This window comes from Achromobacter sp. EG18 (genome assembly GCF_059759395.1).
Genome location: NZ_CM186213.1, coordinates 2,681,599 through 2,704,071 on the forward strand (window position 1 = coordinate 2,681,599; position 22,473 = coordinate 2,704,071).

Annotated in this window: 20 protein-coding genes and 3 tRNA genes; 11 read left to right on the top strand and 12 right to left on the bottom strand. The window is 68.4% G+C overall.

Annotated elements, in window-relative coordinates; translation table 11 throughout:
- Positions 1–26: 26 nt before the first annotated feature.
- The 4 genes from AC6CR5_RS12050 to AC6CR5_RS12065 form a co-directional block, all read right to left on the bottom strand.
- A complete protein-coding gene (locus AC6CR5_RS12050) occupies positions 27–749 on the bottom strand; it encodes an enoyl-CoA hydratase/isomerase family protein (protein WP_498085666.1) in 723 nt (240 codons plus the stop codon).
- Positions 746–1,909, bottom strand: coding sequence for a CaiB/BaiF CoA transferase family protein (locus AC6CR5_RS12055; protein WP_498085667.1), 1,164 nt, complete (start codon positions 1,907–1,909; stop codon positions 746–748). Before AC6CR5_RS12055 ends, AC6CR5_RS12050 begins: the two co-directional genes overlap by 4 nt.
- A gap of 132 nt (positions 1,910–2,041) precedes the next feature.
- The gene (locus tag AC6CR5_RS12060) at positions 2,042–2,806 is read right to left on the bottom strand and encodes an IclR family transcriptional regulator (protein WP_006387706.1); all 765 of its coding nucleotides are present in this window, start codon (positions 2,804–2,806) and stop codon (positions 2,042–2,044) included.
- A 62-nt stretch (positions 2,807–2,868) separates the two neighbouring features.
- The gene (locus AC6CR5_RS12065; protein WP_026382000.1) at positions 2,869–3,495 is read right to left on the bottom strand and encodes a cysteine dioxygenase family protein; all 627 of its coding nucleotides are present in this window, start codon (positions 3,493–3,495) and stop codon (positions 2,869–2,871) included.
- 197 nt (positions 3,496–3,692) lie between these two features.
- Between AC6CR5_RS12065 and AC6CR5_RS12070 the strand changes: the two genes are divergently transcribed.
- Complete coding sequence (locus tag AC6CR5_RS12070; RefSeq protein WP_241116802.1) at positions 3,693–4,475, top strand: SIR2 family NAD-dependent protein deacylase; 783 nt, start codon at positions 3,693–3,695, stop codon at positions 4,473–4,475.
- Between the two features lie 112 nt (positions 4,476–4,587).
- Here the strand turns inward: AC6CR5_RS12070 and AC6CR5_RS12075 are convergent, their stop codons facing one another.
- Complete coding sequence (locus AC6CR5_RS12075; RefSeq protein WP_498085668.1) at positions 4,588–5,019, bottom strand: hypothetical protein; 432 nt, start codon at positions 5,017–5,019, stop codon at positions 4,588–4,590.
- A 475-nt stretch (positions 5,020–5,494) separates the two neighbouring features.
- Here AC6CR5_RS12075 and AC6CR5_RS12080 point away from each other — a divergent pair, with 475 nt between their 5' ends.
- Both AC6CR5_RS12080 and AC6CR5_RS12085 read left to right on the top strand, forming a co-directional pair.
- Positions 5,495–6,094, top strand: a complete 600-nt coding sequence (locus AC6CR5_RS12080) for a helix-turn-helix domain-containing protein (protein ID WP_006387701.1) — start codon at positions 5,495–5,497, stop codon at positions 6,092–6,094.
- Between the two features lie 90 nt (positions 6,095–6,184).
- The gene (locus AC6CR5_RS12085) at positions 6,185–6,433 is read left to right on the top strand and encodes a hypothetical protein (RefSeq protein ID WP_006387700.1); all 249 of its coding nucleotides are present in this window, start codon (positions 6,185–6,187) and stop codon (positions 6,431–6,433) included.
- A 36-nt stretch (positions 6,434–6,469) separates the two neighbouring features.
- On the opposite strand, the gene AC6CR5_RS12090 is transcribed toward AC6CR5_RS12085, so the two are convergent.
- A complete protein-coding gene (locus AC6CR5_RS12090) occupies positions 6,470–7,390 on the bottom strand; it encodes a LysR family transcriptional regulator (RefSeq protein WP_498085669.1) in 921 nt (306 codons plus the stop codon).
- A 128-nt stretch (positions 7,391–7,518) separates the two neighbouring features.
- Between AC6CR5_RS12090 and AC6CR5_RS12095 the strand changes: the two genes are divergently transcribed.
- Positions 7,519–8,115, top strand: a complete 597-nt coding sequence (locus AC6CR5_RS12095; protein ID WP_498085670.1) for a short chain dehydrogenase — start codon at positions 7,519–7,521, stop codon at positions 8,113–8,115.
- Positions 8,116–8,160: 45 nt separating this feature from the next.
- On the opposite strand, the gene AC6CR5_RS12100 is transcribed toward AC6CR5_RS12095, so the two are convergent.
- The gene (locus AC6CR5_RS12100; protein WP_498085671.1) at positions 8,161–8,622 is read right to left on the bottom strand and encodes a GNAT family N-acetyltransferase; all 462 of its coding nucleotides are present in this window, start codon (positions 8,620–8,622) and stop codon (positions 8,161–8,163) included.
- Positions 8,623–8,676: 54 nt separating this feature from the next.
- Between AC6CR5_RS12100 and AC6CR5_RS12105 the strand changes: the two genes are divergently transcribed.
- Positions 8,677–8,883, top strand: a complete 207-nt coding sequence (locus AC6CR5_RS12105; RefSeq protein ID WP_026385056.1) for a hypothetical protein — start codon at positions 8,677–8,679, stop codon at positions 8,881–8,883.
- Positions 8,884–9,090: 207 nt separating this feature from the next.
- On the opposite strand, the gene AC6CR5_RS12110 is transcribed toward AC6CR5_RS12105, so the two are convergent.
- A tRNA-Arg gene (locus AC6CR5_RS12110) sits at positions 9,091–9,167 on the bottom strand.
- 311 nt (positions 9,168–9,478) lie between these two features.
- On the opposite strand from AC6CR5_RS12110, the gene AC6CR5_RS12115 reads away from it, so the two are divergent.
- The gene (locus tag AC6CR5_RS12115) at positions 9,479–9,691 is read left to right on the top strand and encodes a DUF3079 domain-containing protein (protein ID WP_148318448.1); all 213 of its coding nucleotides are present in this window, start codon (positions 9,479–9,481) and stop codon (positions 9,689–9,691) included.
- A 166-nt stretch (positions 9,692–9,857) separates the two neighbouring features.
- Here AC6CR5_RS12115 and AC6CR5_RS12120 read toward each other — a convergent pair.
- Both AC6CR5_RS12120 and AC6CR5_RS12125 read right to left on the bottom strand, forming a co-directional pair.
- A tRNA-Arg gene (locus AC6CR5_RS12120) sits at positions 9,858–9,934 on the bottom strand.
- 106 nt (positions 9,935–10,040) lie between these two features.
- Positions 10,041–10,117, bottom strand: a tRNA-Arg gene (locus AC6CR5_RS12125).
- 250 nt (positions 10,118–10,367) lie between these two features.
- On the opposite strand from AC6CR5_RS12125, the gene AC6CR5_RS12130 reads away from it, so the two are divergent.
- Complete coding sequence (locus AC6CR5_RS12130; RefSeq protein WP_045953282.1) at positions 10,368–11,057, top strand: ATP-binding cassette domain-containing protein; 690 nt, start codon at positions 10,368–10,370, stop codon at positions 11,055–11,057.
- A 25-nt stretch (positions 11,058–11,082) separates the two neighbouring features.
- Here AC6CR5_RS12130 and AC6CR5_RS12135 read toward each other — a convergent pair whose 3' ends face one another.
- The gene (locus tag AC6CR5_RS12135; RefSeq protein WP_026385058.1) at positions 11,083–11,715 is read right to left on the bottom strand and encodes a TetR/AcrR family transcriptional regulator; all 633 of its coding nucleotides are present in this window, start codon (positions 11,713–11,715) and stop codon (positions 11,083–11,085) included.
- 207 nt (positions 11,716–11,922) lie between these two features.
- Here AC6CR5_RS12135 and acpA point away from each other — a divergent pair, with 207 nt between their 5' ends.
- From acpA to AC6CR5_RS12155, 4 genes are all read left to right on the top strand, one after another.
- Positions 11,923–13,665: an acid phosphatase gene (gene acpA / locus AC6CR5_RS12140; protein WP_045953284.1), complete on the top strand. Its 1,743-nt coding sequence runs from the start codon at positions 11,923–11,925 to the stop codon at positions 13,663–13,665.
- An 80-nt stretch (positions 13,666–13,745) separates the two neighbouring features.
- Positions 13,746–14,363, top strand: a complete 618-nt coding sequence (locus tag AC6CR5_RS12145; protein ID WP_024069843.1) for an NUDIX hydrolase — start codon at positions 13,746–13,748, stop codon at positions 14,361–14,363.
- A 63-nt stretch (positions 14,364–14,426) separates the two neighbouring features.
- Positions 14,427–15,470: a tRNA 2-selenouridine(34) synthase MnmH gene (mnmH, locus tag AC6CR5_RS12150; protein WP_172999732.1), complete on the top strand. Its 1,044-nt coding sequence runs from the start codon at positions 14,427–14,429 to the stop codon at positions 15,468–15,470.
- 311 nt (positions 15,471–15,781) lie between these two features.
- Positions 15,782–19,129 carry an autotransporter family protein gene (locus tag AC6CR5_RS12155; RefSeq protein WP_238926564.1) on the top strand — a complete coding sequence of 1,116 codons (3,348 nt, stop codon included), beginning with the start codon at positions 15,782–15,784 and terminating at the stop codon, positions 19,127–19,129.
- A gap of 22 nt (positions 19,130–19,151) precedes the next feature.
- Here the strand turns inward: AC6CR5_RS12155 and AC6CR5_RS12160 are convergent, their stop codons facing one another.
- Positions 19,152–22,388, bottom strand: coding sequence for a hybrid sensor histidine kinase/response regulator (locus AC6CR5_RS12160; RefSeq protein ID WP_049055008.1), 3,237 nt, complete (start codon positions 22,386–22,388; stop codon positions 19,152–19,154).
- Positions 22,389–22,473: the final 85 nt, after the last annotated feature.

Here is a 22,473-nt window from a genome sequence, read left to right on the forward strand (position 1 = left end):
CACCAAAAGAAGCCGGGCCGGCGCACTCAGCGCGCCTGCAGGTAGGCCGCCACCCGCGCCTTCAATCCCGGTTCGGCGGCCGACCGCACCAGCCGCGCCAGGTCCGTATCGGGCTGCTCGGCCGACAGCGCCCCGTACAGCTGCGCGCGGCTGGCGCCGGTCAGGGCGCCCGCGGCTTCACCCGCCTGGCGCTCGATTCCGGGCCACGAGTCGGGCGCCGCCAGGTGGCTGACGAAGCCGTCGCGGTGGGCCTGGGCCGCGTCGAACACGCTGGCCTGCTCCAGGATGGCGCGGGCCCGCTCGGCGCCCACCAGGGCGGCAAAGCGGCGCGTGCCCAACACCAGCCCGAACTTCAGGCCCGGCATGCGAAAGCTCGCGTCCGGCGCGGCGACGCGCCACTTGCAGGCGCCGAACAGGTCGACGCCGGCGCCGAAGTTGCGGCCGTGCGCCAGCCCGACCGTCAGGCAGGGCGAGGCCGCCACGCGCTGCAACAGCGTCTCGATGCGCACGAAGCGCAGCAGCAGGTCGCCCTCGCTCTGCGCTTCCCAATCGCCGAAATCGAAACCCGCGCTGAAATTGCGGCCCTCGCCGCGCAGCACGATGACGTCCGCGCCCTGCGCCGGCGCGGCGTCCACCGCCGCGATCAGGGCCTCGACCAGCCCGGCCGACAACGCGTTCATCTTCTCGGGCCGCGCCAGCGTCAATACCTGCGCCGAGCCATGCCGCTCGACCCGCAGCGCCGCGCTCATGCGCCCTTCCCCTTGTTGCGCAGCGGCCCCAGCACCGCGTCGTTGTGCTCGCCCAGCGCCGGCGGCGGGCGGCGCAGCGCGGTGGTCTGGCCATCGAAGCGCACCGGCAGGCCGAAGGTGCGCGTGCGCACGCCGTTCGGCAGTTCCAGCGGTTGCACCCAGCCCATGTGCTCGACCTGCGGGTCCGCCAGCACTTCGGAATAGGTGTTGATGGGCGCGCACGGCACCCCGACAGCGCGAAAGCGCGCCAGCCACGTCGGCGCGTCAGCGTCCGCGAAGATCGCTTCCAGGATCTCGCGCAGCGCGTCCTGGTTGCGCGCGCGCGCGCTGGTGTCGGTAAAGCGCGGGTCGGCCAGCAGGTCCTCGCGGCCCACCGTCGCGCACACGCCCTTCCACAAGGCGTTGTTGCCCGCCGCCATGCCGAAATAGCCGTCCTTGCAACGGAACGCCTGGTAGGGCGCGTTGCGCGGGTGGGCCGAACCGAGCTTGACCGGGTCGCGCCCGCTGCCGAAGAACTCCGAGGTCTGCAGCGCCGCGATGCCCAGCGTGGCGCCCAGCATCGGCACGTCGATGTGCGTGCCCTGGCCGCAGGCCTGCGCGGCGCGCAGCGCCGACACGATGGCGAAGGCGCCATACAGGCCGGCCGAGAAGTCGGCCACCGGCACGCCGCACTTGACCGGTTCGCCGCCGGCCTCGCCGGTGACGCTCATCAGGCCGCTCATGGCCTGGATGGTGAGGTCGAAGCCGCCTTCCTGCGCGCGCGGACCGGACTGGCCATAGGCCGAGATCGAGCAATACACCAGGCGCGGATTGGCTTCGCGCAGCGCCGCGTAGCCCAATCCCAGGCGATCCATCACGCCGGGCCGGTTGTTCTCGATCAGCACGTCCACGCCGGCGGCCAGCTCGCGCGCCAGCGCCAGGTCGGCCGGATCCTTCAGGTTCAGCGTGACCGAGCGCTTGTTGCGGTTGAGCGAGGCGAAGTTCTCGCTGTAGCCCTGGCTCAAGGGCGGCCAGCTGCGCAGCGTGTCGCCCCCATCCGGGTTTTCCAGCTTGATCACATCGGCGCCCATGTCCGCCAGCAACATGCCGCAGAACGGCCCCGCCGCCACGTTGCAGATCTCGAGCACGGTAATGCCGGCCAACGCCGAGCCAGGAGTCATGGACGACCTCTCGTTATACGAATCCGGCGCCCAGCATAGCACCGGGCAGAATTCTCGGTAAACCATTAATTGAAATTCAAATCCTATTAAATAGGATTTTCTTGATCTCCCTGACGGTCCGGCCCCGAGGCGTCATTCCCCCAGGAAGCCGCGTCGGTAACCCATGCCCCGCGAGATTGCCTGCGCGCACGCGGCGACGTCCGGCGCCAGCTGCTTCATGCGGGCCGCGCTCAGGCGATCCAGCGGTCCGGAAATGCCCACCGCCGCCACCGGCTGGTCCAGGCTGTTGAACAGGGCCACGGCCAGCCCGCCCACGCCTTCCCGCCATTCGCCGCGATTGACCGCATAACCCGCGCGCGCCACCTTGCGCAGTTCGTCCTTCAACAACGGCATCGACACGATGGTGGCGGGCGTATGCCGCAGCAGCTTGTCGGCGTAGCGTTCCACATATCCGTCCGCCTGGTAGGCCAGCAGCGCCTTGCCGGTGGCCACCGCGTAGGCCGGCGCGCGTCCGCCCACCATCGAATAGGCGCGGATCGGCTGCGGACTGTCGATCTTGTCGACGTAGACCACATCCAGGCCATCCAGCACGGACAGGTGCACGGTCTCGCCGGTCTGGTCGGCCAGCGTGCGCATGAATGGCGCCGCCAGCTTGCGCAGGTCCAGCTGGCCGAGCTGCCGCGCGGCGAGCTCGAACAAGCGCACCGCGCCGCGATAACCGCCGCCATCCTCGTCCTTGATGACGTAGCCGGCATGGATCAGCGTCTGCAGCGTGCGATGGGTGTTGCTGCGCGTCAGCCCCACGCGCGCGGCCAGCGCATCGATGGTGCGCGGCGGATCGTCCACGTCGGTGACCGCCTCCAGCACCATCAGCCCCTTGAGCAATGTCTTGTCCATTTCCTGGGTTTCCCATTATTTAGGACGCGAACATAGCACGGGCCGCGCGCCGCGAACAGGTCTCAGGCGGGCCCCGCCGGCAGGGCCGCCCGCACTGCCGCGGAGCGGTCCCACAGGTTCGGCACGCTGGCCGCCGAATAGCCCGAGACGAACGGCTTGGCCTGACCCGTGGCCGGGTCATAGACGTGGCGCGACACGGCGCCGATATTGCCGCCATACATGTGCACGCTGATGGACACCTTGTCGTCGAACGCGTTGGAAACCCGGTGGATATCGCCCGCCTGCGGCGACAGGCATTCGACGTCGCCGGGACGCAGCGTTTGCGGCGCTCCCAGCGGCGCCATCCGGCCATCGGCATCGCGCGCGTAGCGCTGGTTCACCTCGGCGCCACGCAGCATGCCGACATAGCCCCAGACCTCGTGATCATGCACCGGCGTCTGCTGGCCCGGCCCCCAGACGAAGCTGACCAGGGAGAAACGCTCCAGCGGATCGCAATGCAGCAGGTATTGCTGGTAGTACTGGGGATGCGGCGCCGTACAGGCTTCAGGCAGCCAGTCGTCGTGCGCGATCAGCGCCGCGAACGCGGCCTGCAGTTCGGGCGACTGCGCCAGGCCGGCGGGCGTGGCCAGGCGGGTGGCGGTGGCGATGAAATGGCGCAGCCGGTCCAGGCCGGCAAGGGCGTCGGGCATTGCGTATCTCCGGGTCGGACACGCCCCCGTGAGGGCAGGTCGGTTTGGCATCCCAATTGGGGTTTCCAGTATCCATGATTTGGGATGATCGCCGCAATGGCCGCCGCCCCGCCTCCAGGCGGCCTCCCACGCCGCGCTTGACAGACGCGGGCCCGCGCGTGCAGCGTAGCGGACTCTTTCATTACCGGCCGCACGGCATGGCAATCGTCAATCCCCCCATTCCGCCCGCGCTGGCCGACACCTTGGCGCGCGCCTCGCGCGTGACCGTCTTCACCGGCGCCGGCGTATCGGCCGAAAGCGGCATCGCCACATTCCGCGATCCCCTGACCGGCCTCTGGTCGCGCTTTGACGCGCAGGCCCTGGCCACGCCTGAGGCGTTCGCGGCGCAGCCGGACCTGGTCTGGGGCTGGTACGAGTGGCGCCGGGCGCAGGTGGCGCGCGCCGAACCGAACGCGGCCCATCACGCCATCGCGGCGCTGGCGCGGCGCATGCCCGCGCTGACGCTGATCACCCAGAACGTCGACAACCTGCATGAACGCGCCGGCAGCCAGGACGTGATCCATCTGCATGGCAGCCTGCACGCGCCGCGCTGCGCCGCCTGCGGTGAACCCGCCGAATTCGCGGCCGCAGCGGCGAACCACGGCGACGAACCGGAAACCGGCCGCGCCATCGCCCCGCCAGCCTGCGCGCGGTGCGGGGCAGCCGTACGTCCCGGGGTGGTCTGGTTCGGCGAAAGCCTGCCCGCCGACGCCTGGTTCGCGGCGCGCGAGGCCGCCAGCCAATGCGACCTTTTCCTGAGCATCGGCACATCGGCCATGGTCTACCCCGCCGCCGAACTGCCGCTGCGCGCGTCGCGCGCCGGCGCGACCGTGGTGCAGGTCAATCCGCAGGCCACGCCGCTGGACGCGCATGCCGATTTCAATCTGCGTGGCGCGGCCGCCCAGGTCCTGCCACGGCTGCTGGCCGCCGCCGGCTTCTGAAGGCCTCAAGGCGCTCCCACGCGCCGTCTTCTTCTCACGTATCGCAGAGCGTCGCCCACGGCGTTGCCTGCCCCGCCTTCGCCCTGTATTGACCCTCACCCGGTCTTGCCCCTCACCATTTGCAGCCGCTGTCGCGCACCGTGTCGGCCAGCAGGAACGGGACCGCAAGCAATCCCAGGTGCGCATGCGCTTGCCGGCAAGGCGGCCGCGCGCTTTGCGCAATGCCCTTGGCCAGCACGGACGGTTCGGCCGGCGCCTTGGGCGCCAGGTCCACCCGCGCCTGGCCGCGCGCGCGCGGCGCGCCCAGTGCCGCCGCATCTTCGGCGCGCCAACGAAAATCATGCGCGGGCGCGGCGGCGGGCGGCGCGGACGCCGACGAGGACGAAGGCCCGGCATCGCGCGGCGGTGACGCCCGTTGCCGCGGCGATGCGCCGGCCGGCGCGGCATGCGGCGCCGGCCTGGAGCCTGCCGGCGACAGCCCTTGCGGCGCCGCGCCGGCAGCGTCCGATCGCGCCGGCGCGGCCACCGCCGGCGGCGCGGGCATGGATGGCCGCGAGGCCGGCGGCGATGGCTCCCCGGGCCCCGCTTGTGGCGGCCCGTCGGCGTAGGGGGAGCGCGCCGTCGGGGCGGCGGCGGGCGGGGGCAACAACGTCACGAAAAAATCGTCTCCGCGCCCGGGCGCGGGGCGCCGATCATCGGCGGCCCGCCACAACAGGCAGGCCACCAGCACGTGCAGGCAGCAGGCAAGCCCCGCCGCGCCCCACGCCATCGCGCGACCGCGGGGCGCGGCCGATGCCTCCCGCAAAGCGCCCGTCACAACAAAAACCATCACGCCGACTCTGGCCTCGAATCCCTCATCTTGCGGGCTTGCGGCCATTCAAAGCCGATGGCGACGTGAAGATTTGTGAAGATGTTTTGAGTGGATCGGGACTACCATGAACGAACGTCCGCGATGCAGGGGAAACCCCAAATTCCATCGCGCACGCAGAGGGATACAGTGGTAGCGAACCAGTGCAGCCATGGAGATCATCATTCCGTTTTCCTGGAGACTTCCCGACGTGTTCGTACGCTCGCCAGACGGTGTCCTGCATCGCGTGGTGCGGCACGCCACGACCACGGAAACCATCGCCAAGCTCGAGAGCATTCCCAGCAATTACCACCTGGATTGCGAATGCATGCTCGACAACGGCGAGGCGCTGGCCTGGATCGGCGAAAATCGCTACCGCCAGCTCAATGGCGGCGCGATCTTCACCGCCGAATCCGGCGCCGCGCCGCCCATGGCCGAAGCCCGCAAGAATGCGAAGGCCCGCAACACCCTGCGGGACGTCCGCCCCGCCACCGCGCGCCAACCGCACGCGGCGCGGGAAAACGTCGTACCATCTGCTGTAGCAAGTCTAAAAACCGGCAACGATTGGAGCCTGATACGCGCCTGGCGTGAGCACCTCAATATCAGCACCACTGATATGGCTGCCCGGCTTGGCGTGGACCACTCCATCTACATCGAATTGGAAAGGCCCCGCCCGCGGCCCCGCCAGATCATCCTGGACCGCATTTCGGAAGCCCTGGGCGTATCGCCCGACCAGCTCGATGATTCATCGTTAGGAGGACATTTTCATTGACGCCTGGCGGCAACCGCCTCGGCCAATGAATGATGTTCGAACAACTTTGGCGCCGCGCAAGAACGGCCCGCGCATGGGGAGGTATCAAAAATGCTCGGAACCGCAAGACGATTGACCGATGTACTGGCCACGGCCCCGGACGGCACGCTGTATCGCATCGAGCGATTCGTGTCGGATCCTGACGCCTATTCCGCGCTGGGCACATCACGCTTCGACCCCAAGACCCACTGTGTCTGCCGCACCAGCTCGGGCGAGAAAGTCGCCTGGCTGGGGGGACAGGCCTATCAACTGCTCAAGACCGGCCTGTCGCTCACGGCGGTGGACCGACGACGCGCCTGATCTTCCATCTCCCCGCCCGCGCGGCGGCTGACGGCGTCACCGGCCCGCCGGGCCCTGACGCCGTTTCGCGCCGCCTGTGAAGCGCGCCACGACGAACTCCACGAACGTGGTGAGCTTGGGCAACGCCTGCCTGTCTTTCGGATAGAGCAACGTCACCGGCCGCGCCGCCGGCCAATAGGACTGCAGGATCGGCACCAGGCGGCCGGCGCGCACATCCTCGGCCAGCAGCAGTTCGGGTTGCAGCACGATGCCGAATCCGGCCAGCGCCGCCTGCCTGAGCGCCTGCCCGTTGTTCGCGATGAAACGGCTGGTGGGCGGAAAGTCGGCATCCGCGCCTTCCGGCCCGCCCAGGCGCCAGCCGGTGCGGCGGCTCCAATAGGAAAAGTCCAGGCACTGATGGCGCGCCAGATCGGCGGGCGCTTCGGGCGTGCCATGGCGCGCCAGGTAGGCCGGCGCGGCGCAGATGATCATCTGGTAGGTGCCGATCGGGCGCGCCACCAGGCCGGAATCACGCGGCTCGCCGATGCGCACCGCCAGGTCGTAGCGGGACGCGACCAGGTCCTCGACCGCGTCGCTCAACGCCAGCTCCACACTGACGTCGGGGTAGAGATTCAGGTAGTCGGCAATCGCCGGCGCCAGCGCGAACGAGCCGAACGACACCGTGGACGTGATCCGCAGATTGCCGCGTGGCGCGATCCGCAGTGCCTCGGCGCCCTGCTCGGCCTCGCGGATGTCGGCCAGGATCGCCTTGCAGCGCGAGTAATACGCCTGCCCCGCCTCGGTCAGGCTCTGGCGCCGCGTGGTGCGGTTCATCAGGCGTAGTCCCAGCCGCGTCTCCAGGCCCTTGATGTGCTTGGCCGCCATGGCCGCGGACATCTCGTGGCGCGCGGCCGCGGCGGTCAGGCTGCCAAGCTCGACCACCGCCACGAAGATCTCCATGCTGAGCAGACGATCCATTGAATTACGCACCCTGGGTATGAAGAGTTCCAACCATTCGTGGATTTTTCCACAGGAATGGAATCCGCAGAATGCTTGCATGCGCCGGCACCCCGTCCGCGCCCCCAACCCGCATACCAGGAGTCCCCATGAAAATCGCACTTATCGGCGCCAGCGGCACCATCGGCCGCGCCGTCGCCCAGGAACTCGGCCAACGCCACGAGATCATCGCCGTGGGCAAGACGCAGGGTCAATACCAGGTCGACATCACGCGCAGCGACAGCATCCGCGAGCTGTTCGAGCGCGTGGGCAAGGTCGACGCCATCGTTTCGACCGCCGGCACGCTGCACTTCGGCCCGCTGGCCGAGATGACCGCGGACCAGTTCAGGATCGGCCTGCATGACAAGCTGTTGGGCCAGGTCGACCTGGCGCTGATCGGCCAGCACTACCTGAACCAGGGCGGCTCCATCACGCTGACCAGCGGCATCGTCAGCGACGAACCCATCCGCTTCGGCGCCAACGCTTCCGCCGTCAATTCGGCCATCGACGGCTTTGTGCGAGGCGCGGCCGTGGAATTGCGCAACGTGCGCATCAACTCGGTCAGTCCGACCGTGCTGCGCGAATCGTGGGAGGGCTACGGCCCTTACTTCGCCGGCTTCGAAGCCGCGCCGGCGCAACGCGTCGCGCTGGCCTACAGCCGCAGTGTGGAGGGCGCGCAGACCGGCCGCACCTACCGCGTCTGGTAACGCTGTGCCGCCGTTGCCGCGCGACGCACGACAGCAATGGCGGCATCAGGCGACCAGGTCGAGGTTGTAGGCAAGGAAAACCTGGTCCTGCTGCCAGCCCAGGGATTCATACAGGGCCTGCGCCGGCAGATTGGTCCGGGCGGTGGTCTGGTCCATGCGGGCGAAGCCGCCCGCGCGCGCATGCGCCTCGGCGCGCTGCAGCAGGGCGCGTCCGATGCCGCCGTGGCGCGCGGCCGGCGCCACGAACAAGTCATACAGCACATAGATGGGCGCGGCGAGCACCGAGCAGAACGAGGGGTACAGCTGGCAGAAGCCCAGCGGCGCGCCCCTGTCGGCGTCCTCGGCCAGGAAGATCACCGATTCGCCGCGCGCCAGGCGCGCGCGCAGGAATTCCAGCGCGGCCGACGGATCGGCCGGTTGCGCATAGAACTGGCGATAGGCATCGAACAACGGCGCAACGTGGACGGCATCTTCAAGGGCGACAAGTCGGATATCGAGGCGGATCATGGCGGCGGCGCAAAGGGCTGAATGTACACTCGGCCCATCCTTGGGAGAACCCCTATGCGTCATGCCCTGCTATTGGCCTGCTTGGCCGCCTCCGCCCTGACCAGCGCCTGCACCTCGCGCCAGGCCTACGATACCGGCCAGGCCTGGCAACGCAATGAATGCGGCAAGATCGTCGACATGCAGGAACGCCAACGTTGCATGGGATCGGCCTCCACCTCCCATGACGACTACCAGCGCCAGCGACAGGACCTGCGGCAATAACCCGCCCCCGGTGCCGCGCCATCGGGCGCCCGCGCGCCCACAATGACAAAGGCCTGGCGAGTGACCGCCAGGCCTTTTCCAGTGCTTTTCGCAATGCTGTTCGCGCTGTGCTTTCCCAGCGCTGCATCAACCGTTGGTTTCACCACTGGTCTCAAACTCACTGTCTGGTGCAATGAAGAGCGTGCAGTGGCGCTGCCCGAAATGAGGTGGCGCGCCCGGCAGGATTCGAACCTACGACCCCCTGGTTCGTAGCCAGGTACTCTATCCAGCTGAGCTACGGGCGCGCTAAAGAGGCGTGTTTATAACATGAAGCGGCTGGGCTCGGCAAATCGGCCCGCCCGTGCCGGGTTCGGAGGCAACACGGGAGCGACATTCGGGAGCGGCGTCCCTCGGACCCGGGGACCGATGCGCCGGACAGCATGGCCCAGGCCGGCACGCTCCCACGCGCCTTGCGCCAGATCAATTCCCGCACGGACCAACGGCGCTACGCTGAAGCCATCAATGCGCGGCAGCAAATCCGCGGCCCCCCGGAAGAAAAACCGGGCGAGCCCGAACTTGTCGCGCACCCTCCGGCAGCCTGGATGGAGGCATCAGCATGTCCAAGAAATTTCCGTTGCATCCCAAGCACCCCGAACGCATCTGCTGGGGCTGTGACCGCTATTGCCCGACCGACGCGCTGGCCTGTGGCAACGGTTCCGATCGCACCATGCATCCGGCGGAACTGCTGGGCGACGACTGGTACACGGTTGGCAACTGGGACCTGGAAGACAGCGAGGAAAAAACCGTCGCGGCCACCACCGCGGGCTGAACCCGCCGCGAGGTGTTTCAAGGCCTTCCCCCGCCCTGCGGCTTCACTTCGCGCCGCCTCGTTTCCCCTCGCACACCCACGCCTCACCTCACCACGCAAGCAAGGCGTCGCCGGAAAAACAAAAAGGCCTTCGATTAAAAAATCAAAGGCCTTTCGTTTTTTACTTTGGCGCGCCCGGCAGGATTCGAACCTACGACCCCCTGGTTCGTAGCCAGGTACTCTATCCAGCTGAGCTACGGGCGCTCCGGCAAAGAGGCAAAATTATATCAGAATAATTTCACGCTCGCACTGCAGGTTTTTTTGCACTGCTTTTTTTGCATTGCTTTTTACTGCTGTCTTGCATTTTCAATGGCGCGCCCGGCAGGATTCGAACCTACGACCCCCTGGTTCGTAGCCAGGTACTCTATCCAGCTGAGCTACGGGCGCTTGAAAAAGCAAGCCTTGAATCATAGCGTTGTTTCGCAAACCGCGCAAGTTGCGTGCCGCGATCGCCTGCACGGCATGCCGCCCGCGGGCGTGCTTATACCAAGCATGGCCTTGCCGGCGGCAAGGGGCGTCGCATTCTGCGCACTGTTTGACAACACCTCTCATTATCATTGACTGGCGGTCAGTCATTATCTATAGTCTGTCTCGGACCGCGCGTCGACATCGGCGCGCCGCTTGCCCCGCTACCGCCATGATCGCCCGCTTCCCTCACCCCGCTTCGTCGCCCGTGCCGTGCCCCGTGCCACCGCCCGGGCTGGGTCCCTTGCGCCCCGGCCCGTTGCCGATCGGCATGCTCACCGTGGTGCTGGGGCCGGCGGCGTCCGGCAAGACGGGCTTGCTCGGCCGGCTGGCGCGCGACATGGCCGACGGCGAGAGCGGCGCGCGCATCATCCTGGCGGCCGCGCCACCCGTGACAGTACCTTCGCTGCGCGTGTTCGAGGCCTTGCTTTTGGCGCACAAGCAAGGCGGGCGCTGGGCGCTCGGAACCGAAGAGATCCAGGCGGTCGACGCCTGCTTGCGGCAAGCCGACCTGGCGCACGCCGCCGGCCTGCTGGTGGAACGGCTGGATGCGCAAGCCCGCCAGCGCCTGCTACTGGCGCTGGCCCTGGTCCGCAAGCCGGACGTGATCTTGATGGACGAACCCGAAGGCCCGCCGGCCGCCTCGTGCCAGGCGCGCATCGCCGCCCTGCTCAAGCATGCGGCCAGCGAGCTGGGCATCCGCGCCGTCATCGCCATGACCGATGCCGCCGCCGCGCTGCAGGTAGCCGACCGCGTGCTCGTGCTGGACCACGGCCGCCTGGTCGCCAAGGGCACGCCCGCGCAATTGCGCCAGCAGGTCCAGGCCGGCGACCTGGACGCCACGCTGTTGTCGTCCGCATGAACTCCGCTTCACGCGGCGCCGACGGCTACTCGGAATCAGTCCGCGCGCCCAGCATGCGCAGATAGGCATCGGCGATGCCGCGGGCGAAATCGGTGGCATCGGATTGGCGCGACAGGATCGCATCGTCGGTCGCGCAATGCACGCCGGCATAGATCAGCAGCGCCATCATGCGCGGATTGTCGAGACGCCAGGCGCCGGCCTGCGCGCCGGCCCGCAGGATTCCCTGCAGCTGCGTGACCACCTGGTTTTCCGTATGACCCTCGCGCGCATGATGGTGCGGATGCGTGAAGACGATATCGTGCACGCGATAGGTGCGCAGGTACATCGACACATTGGCATGGATCCAGGCGCGCAGCCGCCCCTCCCAGTCGTCCTCGGCGCAGGCGGCGACCGCGCGCTCGAGCCGCTCGACGAACTCCCGCACATACCGTTCACCCAGCGCCACCAGCATTTCCTGCTTGGACGGGAAGTACACGTAGAACGTGCCCTTGGCCACGCCAGCCGCCTCGGTGATCTCGCTGATGGTGGTGGCCTCGACACCCTTTTCCAGGAACAGCGCCTGCGCGGCGCCCATCAATTCGTCCAGGCGCACTTCCGCGGGCTTGGTGCGGGACGGCGCCGTTCTGTGCGCGGAGTCGTCTGCGGTGTGATCGGTCATTGCTTTCACTCGGATTTCATCCATGGCGCCAGTCTAAGGGAATTTTGCGCCAGCCTCCCCAGCGTACAGCTTTCTGACAGCGGACGGTCACATCGATAGAACCTGCGGTCTCTAGCCTACCGGCCTGCAAACCCATTTCAAGCCGGCTGTCATCCGGCGACCCGTGGCGCAATGACAGGGCGCCGCCCACACCGCAAGGTCTACAACATGTCTGAAAAAGAAAAGGGCGCGGCCACACCCGCCGCCGCGACACCGACCGCCGCCGATTCCCAGGATGCCAATGCCCCCGCCCGGGCGACCCGCCGCGGCTTCCTGACCGGCATCGCGGCGCTCGGCGCCAGCGCCGCCGCGATGGGCGCCCTGGCAGGCTGCTCCAGCGACGACGATGACGACGGCAACGACAACACGCCTCCCCCCGCCCCCGCGCCGGTCGACGTGACGGCGCAATTGCGCAAGAACGTCAAGACGCTGGTGGTGATCTTCGCGGAGAATCGCAGCTTCAACAACCTTTTCGCCAACTTCCCCGGCGTGGAAAAACCGCTGTCGGCGCTGACCGCCGCGGACTACACGCAGAACGATCGCGACGGCACGCCGCTGCCGGTGCTGCCGCCCGTGTGGGGCGGCATGGTGCCGACCTCGCAGCAGGCCAACCATGTTGCCTATCAGGTGGCCGAGAACGCGCCCTACATGAACAACCTGCCCAACGCGCCGTTCGACCTGCGCGGTCCGCAGGGCGAGCCGCTGCCGCAGGGCGTGGTCACGCGCGATCTGTGGCACGTGTTCTACCAGAACCAGATGCAGATCAACGGCGGCAAGAACGACCGCTTCGTGGCCTGGGCCGACTCGGGCGCGCTGGTCATGGGCCACTATGGCGACTCCGCGTACAACCTGCGCCTGTGGAAGCTGGCGCAGGAATTCGTGCTGTGCGACAACTTTTTCCAGGGCGCCTTCGGCGGCTCGTTCCTGAACCACCAGTACCTGATCGCCGGTCGTCCGCCGTTCTATCCGAACGCCGCCGCCTCGGTCGCCAGCACCCAGATCGCGCAATTGCAAAGCAGCGATCCGGCCGATCCGCGCCTGCAGCCCAAGCCCGCTTCGCCGGCCAGCGCCCTCACCGGCATCCCGCAATTCGGCGCCAGCGCGCTGACGCCGGACGGCTATGGCGTCAACACCATGGCCCCGCCCTACTGGCCGTCGTTCTCACGCGACGCCGCGCATCCGGAACTGGCCGACGCCACCAGCCCGCAGACCATGGTGCCGCAGGAACACCCCAACATCGGCGACCTGATGGACGCCAAAGGCCTGGACTGGGCCTGGTATGCGGGCGGCTGGCAGGCGGCGGTCGACTCGACCGCCAATTCCGGCTTTCCGTCGTCGCCCAATTTCCAGGCGCACCACCAGCCCTTCAATTACTTCAAGAGCACCGGCCCCGGCACCGCGGCCCGCGCCGCGCACCTGCGCGACGGCGGCCTGGGCGACCTGGCATCGACCAACCGGTTCCTGGCCGATGCCGAAGCCGGCAAGCTGCCGCCGCTGACGTTCTACAAGCCGCAAGGCAACCTGAACATGCACGCTGGCTATGCCGACGTGGATTCGGGCGACCGGCACATCGCCCACATCGTCGACAGCCTGCGCAAGAGCGCCCAATGGGAGAACATGGTGGTGGTCATCACCGTGGACGAGAACGGCGGCTGGTGGGACCATGTCGCGCCGCCGGCGGGCGACCGCTGGGGCCCTGGCACCCGCGTTCCCGCGCTGGTGGTCTCGCCCTTCGCCCGCAAAGGCACCGTGGACCACACCATCTACGATACCGGCTCGATCCTGCGCCTGGCCGCGCGGCTGTTCGACCTGCCCACCCTCGATGGCCTGAAAGCCCGCGACGACGCCATGAAAGCGCGTGGCCAGCAGCCCATGGGCGACCTGACCAACGCGTTGGCCTTCAACGCCTGAACGTCGCGCGCCGATACGGCTTAGAATCTTCCCCGGGGCGGCGCAATTGCGCCGCCCCGCCAACGCGAGGATGCTCCGCCATGGAAGACTTCTGGTTCGCCAAAGCCAAGCGCCTGCAGGCCATCGCCTGCACCGGCCTGGCCTATTGCGACGACGACTACGAACGCGAGCGCTTGCAGGAGACCCTGGACATCGCCAACGGCATGCTGGCGCGCCTGGCCACGGCTCCAGTCGAGCGCATCGCCCAGTTGTCCCCCGACGCCCGCGCCTATCCCACGCCCAAGGTCGACGTGCGCGCCGCCGTCATCCGCGACGGCCGCATCCTGCTGGTGCAGGAACGCAACAACGGCCGCTGGACATTGCCGGGCGGCTTTGCCGAGATCGGCTATTCCGCCGCCGAAAACGCCGAAAAGGAAGTCATGGAGGAAGCCGGCCTGAAGGTGCGCGCCAGCGCCCTGTACGGCGTGCGGCACAAGGCCAAGGGGCCCTTCGCCCCCGACGTGCGCGACTTCTACAAGCTGTATTTCCTGTGCCAGCGGCTGGACGACGGCGCTCCCGCCCCGGGACCGGAAACCGCCGACGCCGCCTACTTCGCGCCGGACCGACTGCCGCACTTGTGCCGCGACCGGGTCGCCGCGCAGGATATCGAACGCGCCTTCGCCTTCATGGCGCGGCCCGACCGGGTGTTCCTGGACTAGCGAGTCCGGCAGGTCCCCCGGCGGCGTGCGAGAATTCGCTCTTCTTCCCTGGATATTCCCGCCTTGAAACACCTGCTTGTCGGCCTGGACAGACGAGATGAGTTCGACGACATCATCGATGTGCGCACGCCACTCGAGTATGCCGACGACCACATCCCCGGCGCGCTGAACGCCCCGGTATTCAGCAACGAGGAGCGCGCCCGCGTCGGCACGCTGTACCGGCAATCGCCCTTCGAAGCCACGCGCCTGGGCGCCGCGCTGGCGGCGCGCAACATCGCCCGCCACCTCGACACCACCTTCGCCAACCGGGCGCAAGGCTGGCGCCCGCTCATCTACTGCTGGCGCGGCGGCAAGCGCTCGGGCTCGATGACGGTGATGTTCAACATGATCGGCTGGCGCGCGCGCCAGCTCGATGGCGGCTACAAGACCTACCGCCGCGCCACGCTGGAAGCGCTGGACGCGCTGCCCGCCGGCCTGCGCTTCGTGGTGCTGACCGGCCCCACCGGCAGCGGCAAGACGCGCCTGCTCAACGCGCTGCAACAGGCTGGCGCGCAGACGCTGGACCTGGAGGCGCTGGCCGCGCACCGGGGCTCGCTGCTGGGCGCGCGGCCGGGCGTGCCGCAACCGACGCAAAAACGCTTCGACACGCTGCTGGCGGCGCGCCTGCGCGAGCTGGACGCCTCGGGGCCGGTATTCGTCGAAGCCGAAAGCCGCAAGATCGGCGCGGTGGCGCTGCCCGCCACGCTGCTGGCCGCCATGCACCAGGGCGCCTGCGTCGCGGTCTCTGCCAGCCCCGAAGACCGCGCCGCCTTCCTGCGGCAGGACTATGCGCAACTGCTGGACGACCCCGCCGCGTTCAAGTCGCAGTTGCAACGCCTGGTCGGCCTGCACAGCCGCGACACCATCGGCGGCTGGCTGCGCATGGTCGACGAAGGCCGCGACGCCGACCTGGCGCGCGAGCTGATCGACAAGCACTACGACCCGGCTTATGCCCGCAGCAGCCACGCCCATTTCACGCGCCTGCCCCAGGCGCTGCAAGTGGTGTTCCGTCCCAACGACAGCGATCTCGTGGCGCAGGCGCGCGCGCTGTTGGCGGCGCTGGGCTGACGCATTTTCCTACCTGAAATCCGCTTCGGCGGAGTCAAGAATTTTCTTAAAGGCCGCATTTTTCCGCCGGGAAATGCGGCCTTTCCGCGCCCGTTTTCAATTCATTACTTCTCCTTCCAATCTATACAGCGCTTCTAAGAATCGTCTTATTTTTCTGCGCGCTTCCGAAACGCACCATGGACGCTACTGCCACGTCATCGCCTTTGTCCGATACGCACCAGTACGCTTCAGTGGCCGCCGTTTCGTCCGGGGCCCGGATCTGATCGATAAAAGTGTATGGGGTTGCCAAGGCCAAGGGCCAAGGAGCCCCTATGCACTGTCCCCTCAACCCCATCATGCTCGGGTTGCTTGCCCTCACGCTGCCCGCCCTTGCCGGCTCGGCCGACGCCGCCGAACGCGGCCAGGTGCTGGTCAACGACGCCGCCGGCGCGACGCAGCTGATGCTCGGCGACGGCGACACCGCCACCTATGCCGGCGCCGGCGCCGCCATCGATGTCTCGGTGGCCGGCAACACGGTGCGTGGCGCCGGCATCACCGTCACGGCCGGATCGGCCTCCGCCCGCAGCACCATCGGCGTGCGCGCCAGCGCCGGCGGCAAGGTGACGCTGTCGGACAGCGCCATCAAGACGCTGGGCGACGGCCAGGGCGCGCATGCCCTGGCCGCCAGCGGCGCCGGCAGCGTGGTCAGCGTGAGCGGCAGCGACGTCAGCACCCAGGGCACGTATTCTCACGGCGCCTACGCGCAGTCCGGCGGCCGCATCGAACTGGACGGCGGCACCATCACCACCACCAATAGCGGCAGCCGCGGCCTGAGCGCCGAGGGCGCCGGCTCGGTCATCGTCGCCCGCGACGTGGTCCTCTCCACCGCCGCGTACAACGCCGGCGGCGCCTATGCCGAAAACGGCGCCAGCATCACCTTGCATGGCGGCAAGATCACGACCACGGGCAATTACGGCGACGGCATCAGCGTGCGCGGCGCCAATGCCCTGGTGTCCGTGTATGGCACCGAGATCAACGTGGGCGTCGGCATGGGCGCGCGGCTGGAGGGCGGCCGGCTCGTGATGGACGGCGGCAGCCTGACCGCCGGCGGCTCGGCGGTGATGCTCAGCTCGGGCACCGGCGCCGCATCCAGCGTCGACATCCGCAACGCCACCCTGACGTCCACCGGCGACTTTGGCTATGGCATCAACATCAACGCCAAGGACACCTCCGCGGCGGTCGAGAACGTTTCGATCTCGGCGCTGGGCTACTACGGCACCGGCGTCTGGCTGCCGTCCACCGGCACCTCGTTCACGGCCACCGGCTTTGATCTCACCTCGTCCCATGTGGGCGTGGACAACCGCGCGGGCCGGGTCACGCTGGTCGACGGCAACGTCACGACCCGCGATGCCAATGCCCACGGCCTGTATGTATCCCGCGAATACGGCAGCTCCGCCACCATCAAGGCCACCAAGGTCAACGTCAAGACCCGTGGCGACGGCGCGGTCGGGGTGCTGGCGCGCGCCAGCGGCGCCGCCATCGAACTGCTGGACGCCAGCGTGACCACCGAGGGCGCCAGCGCCTATGGTCTGTTCGCCAGCGGCTCCGGCGTCAGCCTGTCGGCGCGCAACACCCAGGTCAGCACCAGCGGCGCCAACGCGACCGGCCTGTCCGTCAGCAACCGCGCGGCGGTCACGCTGGACAACACCGGCTTCACGCTGGCCGGCGCGGGCGCCCATGGCATCTGGAGCTACGTCACCGCCGCCGGTGTCAGCAACACCGTCACGCTGCGCAATGGCAGCCGCATCGACACCCAGGACGGCGTTGGCCTGCTCGCCTCGGGCGGCGGCCATACTTTCCTGGTCTCCGACTCGGATATCACCGCGCGCGCCGGCGGCGATGTCGGCAGCGGCGTGCTGCTGCACTCGCGCGCGGTGACCGTAACCAGCGGCGGGGTATCCACCGTCATCGAAAGCGAACAGGTCACGCTCGACGCCACCAACGCCCGGCTCACCGGCGACGTGCTGGCCGACAGCGGCACGGTGGACGTGTCGCTGGCGAACGGCTCGACGCTGAACGGCGCCCTGGTGCAGCGCGGCACGGGCCGCATCAACGGCCTGACGCTGGATGGCACCAGCACCTGGATCGTGCGCGGCGATTCCAGCCTGGCCACGCTGTCCAACGCCGGCACCGTCGCTTTCGCGGCCCCGGCGGGCGGCGCCGGCTTCAAGACCCTGACCGTCAACAATTACGTGGGCGGCGGCACGCTGGTGCTCAACACGCAATTGGGGGATGACGCCTCGCCCACCGACAAGCTGGTGATCGACGGCGGCACAACGTCCGGCAATACCGCGCTGCGCATCGTCAACGCCGGCGGCAGCGGCGGCCAGACCACCTATGGCATTCGCGTGGTCGAAACCATCAACGGCGGCACCACCACGGCGGATGCGTTCCACCTGGACAGTGGCTCGACCGGCTACCGCGCCAGCGCCCGTACCGTGTCGCTCAACGGCTATGACTACAGCCTGGTGCGCGGCGGCAATGGTGCCGTGGCGCCCGACTGGTACCTGACCTCCGACTACACGCCGCCAGTGACGCCGCCCGATCCGGTCGATCCGATCAACCCGACCGACCCCGGCGATCCGACCGGTCCGGTGACCCCGCCGGACCCCGTTCTGCCGGGCGGTCCCGGCTTCAAGAACGTCTCGCCCGAAAGTGGCGCCTATGCCGGCAACCGGCTCGCCGCCACCCGGCTCTTCACCCACAGCCTGCATGACCGCGTGCCGGCCTATGCCGACGGCGACGCCGACGCCCGCCATGGCCGCGGCCTGTGGGCGCGCGTGCAAGGCCGCCATGACAGCGGCCTGCGCATGTCCGAGGGGCGTGTCGACGTCGACACCGACAGCGCGATGGTGCAACTGGGCGGCGACCTGCTGAAGGCGCCGCTGGGCCGGGAAGGCGCCCTCTATGCGGGCCTGATGGGCGGTTATGGCGACGCGCGCTCGCGTTCGGTATCGACCCTGATGCTGCCGGGCGCCACGCAGTCGACCCATGCCCGCGCCCGCGGCAAGGTTTCCGGCTATGCCGGTGGCGTCTACGGCACCTTCTATGCCAACGACCTCACACGCCTGGGCGCCTACGCCGACACATGGATCCAGTACGGCCGCTACACCAACCAGGTCAGCAGCGAACTCGGGTCGGTGCGCTACCGCTCGAACGTCTGGAGCGCCTCGCTCGAAGGCGGCTATGCCCTCAAGCCCTTCGCCGCCGGGTCGGCGCTGGAAGCCCTGGTGATCGAACCGAACGCGCAACTGGTCTACAGCCGCTACCGCGCCCAGGACGCCACGCTGCAAGGCACCCGCATGCGCAGCGGCGACAACGGCAGCTGGCAGTCGCGCGTCGGCGTGCGGCTCTATCCGCAGGTCACGCCGCGGCCAGGCAAGAGCAGCGTTCGCCCGTTCCTGGAGACCAACTGGCTGCACCGCAGCGACGATCCGACCGTGCGCATGGGCAGCACCACGCTGCAGGCCCAACCCTCGCGCAACGCCCTCGAGCTGAAGGTGGGCGCGGAGGGCCGGGTGGGTAAGGCGGTGCAGGTGTCCGGCCACCTCTTTGGCCAGACGGGCAGCCACAGCCAGCACGGCTATGGCGGCATGTTGAATGTCAGCTATCGCTGGTGACCGCGTGCCGGGGCGGCCGACGTCAGAGTTCGGCCAGGGTCTGCCTGAGCGATACCGCCAGGGCGGTCAGCAACGCCCTCACCGCGTCGTTCAGGCCATCGGCCACCAACCGGTCCTCGGCGCTTTCGGCCTGCTGGTACAGATCCATCGCCTGCACCGCGGCGAATCCGCCGCGCATGCGATGCAGCACGGCGCGCAGGTCGCGCGCGTTGCCATCGGCCTCGGCCTGTTCCATGCGCGCCAGGTCCTGGGTCATGGTTTCCAGGAACACCTCGCGGTACTTGCCGACGATGGGCGGCGCGGCGCGCGGGCTCGCGGCCTCGGCCGCGCCGGCCGTCGTCCGAGGCGCCGCCGGCTCGCCGCGAACGGCGCGCAGCTGGCTCCACAGCAGGCTCAGCTTGATCGGCTTGACCAGCCAGTTGCTCATGCCCGCCGCCTTGCAGCGGGCCTCTTCGTCCTTGAGCGCATTGGCCGTGACGCCGATGATGGGCACGGTCACGCCCTGCGCGCGCAACGCACCGGCCAGTTCGTAGCCGTTCATGCGAGGCATGTTGACGTCGGTCAGCACCACGTCGAACGGCTCGATGTTCCATTGCGCCAGCGCCTCGGCGCCATCCGGCGCCACCGTCACCTGGCAACCCAGTTGCTCCAGCTGATCGCACATCGTCACCTGGTTGATCGGGTTGTCCTCGGCCACCAGGATACGCAGGTTCAATGGCGCGTAGTGAGGCGTCGCCGTGTCCTTGGCGGTATCGGTATCGCCGCGGGCCCATCGCTCGAGCGCGAAGCCGATGCTGGACAGGTAGTGGCGGTCGGCGCGGTACAGCGCGGTGCCGCGCACGTCGCGGCCGCCGGCCGAGACCACCGGCCCCCGCCATTCGGTCGGCGCCGCCGCATCGCCGACGATGTGCACGTCGACCAGCACGCCGTCGCTGTCCTCGTCGCGCGCGATGACCGCCGGCGCGACGCTGGCCTGCGCGCCCCAATAGGCCAGCCACTGGCAGATGTTCTCGCTCAGCTCCTTGCGCGCGCTGCGCACGTAGACGCGCAATCCGTCCAACCGCGGCGACGGCCCGGGCGGAGGCTCGGCCGTATCCAGGTCGATGGCGATCGAAAAACTGCTGCCCAATCCCAATTCACTGGTCACTTGGATCGTACTCCCCATCAATTCGGCCAGGCGCGCGCAGATCGACAGACCGATGCCCGCGCCTCGCACCAGGTGCGATCCGCTATCGATCTGGTAGAACGGCTCGAACAGGCAGACCTGGTTTTCGGCGCTGATGCCGACGCCACTGTCGACCACCTGGAAATGCAGGCGGGCGCGGCCGTCCGGCAGGACCTCGGCGCGCAGCCGCGCCACCACATGGCCGGAATCGGTGAACTTGATGGCGTTGTTGACCAGGTTGTTGAGAATCTGCCGGATACGGCCGCCGTCGCCCACCACCCACGCCGGCGTCGAGGTATCGATACAGCTGTAGATGACCAGCCCCTTCTGTTCGGCCATGCCGGCATAGGAGGCGACGCAATGCTGCACCAGCTCGCGCGGATCGAAGCCGTCCATCTCGAGCCCCAGCTGGCCGGACTCGATCTTGGTGATGTCGAGGATGTCGCTGATCAACTGCTGCAGGATCACCGACGAGTCCTGGATGCGGTCGACGTGCCGGCGCTGCTCGTCGTCCAGGTGGGTCAGCGACAGCACTTCGAGCGTGCCGAGCACGCCATACAGGGGCGTGCGGATCTCGTGGCTCATGGTGGCCAGGAAGGTCGACTTGGCCTCGTTGGCGCGGTCGGCCTGTTGCTTGGCCTGCGCCAGCGTGTGTTCCATTTCGGCGCGCGCGCTGATGTCGGCGAAAGCACACAGCACCACGTCCTGCTTCTTGTAGCGCGTGGGCGCAAAGGCCACGAACAGCGGCCGCCCCTCGTGGGTGCGGAAGGTCTCGATGGTGCCCGGCCTGGAGGCGCCCAGGACCTGGCGCAGCAGCTTGTTGGCTTCCGGCGAATCCCGCGGCTGCTCGCCCACGGCGATGCCCAGCCACTGGATGGCCAGCGCGTTGCCGAACACCACGCGGCCGTCGAGCCGCGACAGCACGCACAGCGCCACCGGCGCGGTATCGAGCACGGTGCGGTTGAACTCCTCGCTCTCGACCATGTCGAGGTGGGCGATTTCAGCCGGCTGGATGACGCGCCGGTTGTACCAGAGCAGGTAGACCGCGCCCGCCGCCAGGCCCAGCCCGAGCATCAGCAGGACCGTGATCGGCAGCCACATGTTGGCGCGGAAGAAGCTGCCGTAGTTCAGCTTGTAATAGCCGGTCCAGCTGCCCGTCCGATCGGCGATGCGCAGCACCAGCCCGTCGCCGCCGAAATGGAAGCCGGGCTGCCCGACCGCGGGCGGCGCGCCCTCGCCGATGAGTACGCCGGTGCCCTTGTGCTGCAACCAGAACTGGTCGTACAGCGGCTCGCGCAGGATCTGCTCTGAAATGCTGACCCGGCCGCGGCTCAGCAGCGACACGGCATAGACGCTGCGCCGCGCCGTGAGGGTGCCGTCGCGGGTGTTCAGCGGCAGCGTCACCGGCAGCATGCCGATCAGCATGTCGGGCAGGTCGGCGTCCCGCAGCCAGGTGACCCGCGGGCCCTCGCCATGGGAACGGTCTTCCGGATCGGCGCCGCCGGCCGCCCGCCCCACCGCGTCCACCACCGACAGGAAGGTCTGCCGCGTCAATGGCTCGAAGCCGGACACCGTGGAGATGGCCGGCACGCTCAGGCTGAGCTGCTGGCTCGGCGAAATGATGAACAGCGGCGCCGCCGGATACACCGAGGCGGCCCAGCGGGTGGAATAGAAGTCGGACAGGTAGCCGCCGATGCCGGTGAAGACGCCGTCGACCACCGGGCAGGCATCGGGGCTCTGGCACAACAGCGAAAACGGCATCGCGGCGATGGCGTGCTGGCCGTCGAAGAACTCCCCGGCGGCCCGGTCGAAGCCTGGCGTTTCCCTGACGGGCGTGGCCGTCACCAGCCGCCGGCCATCGGGGTTCAAGCCCTGGGCGTGCAGGCTCTGCAACACGGTCTCGTGGGCGTGGATATAGCCGACCAGCACGGAGAAGTCGATGCGCAGCTTTTCCTCTTCCTGCTGCAGGATGCGCTGGGCGCCCCAATACAGCACCCCGCCGAGCACCAGCAGCAGGGGCAGCACGCCGAACAGCGCGATGTTCAACCGACGGGAAGCGCGTATGACTTTTATTAGCGGCGTATCCAGTTTCATAGGAGCATCGAGCGGGGACGAACGGGAGTCGAACGGGGAGCGAAAGAGCGTCAGGCCGGCTTCTGGCGGCCGCGGTCGGACTGCC